Source organism: Dysgonomonas mossii (genome assembly GCF_004569505.1).
Taxonomy (GTDB): Bacteria; Bacteroidota; Bacteroidia; order Bacteroidales; family Dysgonomonadaceae; genus Dysgonomonas.
In genome coordinates, this window is sequence record NZ_SPPK01000122.1 from 1 (window position 1) to 396 (window position 396).

The following is a 396-nucleotide window of genomic DNA, read 5'->3' on the forward strand; positions in this document are numbered from 1 at the left end:
AAACGATTAAGAGCAGGATTAGTAAAGGTTGATGGCGCATGATAGATAAAAATGACTTTATAGAACTAGAAGAACAAATAGAACCGTTAGTAAAGCAAAAGCAATTAAAAACTGATAAAGCACGACAACTTCTAGATCAATATTACAAACTGATTATGGACTATTTTAAACAAATCAATGAAATAGAAGAGTTTGATATAGATAATATAGAACAATATCCAGTAGTACCTATGAACTTTTCAGAAAGATATCAATATATTAATCAGCGAATCTATCACTTTATGGGATATAGACAAATGGTGACACTTAAAGATGAATTGATTAAGATGAATGCGAGATATCAATTGCAACTAAAAAGAAAACGAAACTCACAAAAATAAAAGGTCTTTTCATTAG

1 protein-coding gene is annotated in these 396 nt (G+C 28.8%); it reads left to right on the top strand.

The window, feature by feature from the left end; all coding sequences use genetic code 11:
• The first annotated feature begins 38 nt into the window (after positions 1-38).
• A complete protein-coding gene (locus E4T88_RS17720) occupies positions 39-380 on the top strand; it encodes a YpoC family protein (protein WP_070045590.1) in 342 nt (113 codons plus the stop codon).
• Positions 381-396 lie beyond the last annotated feature (16 nt).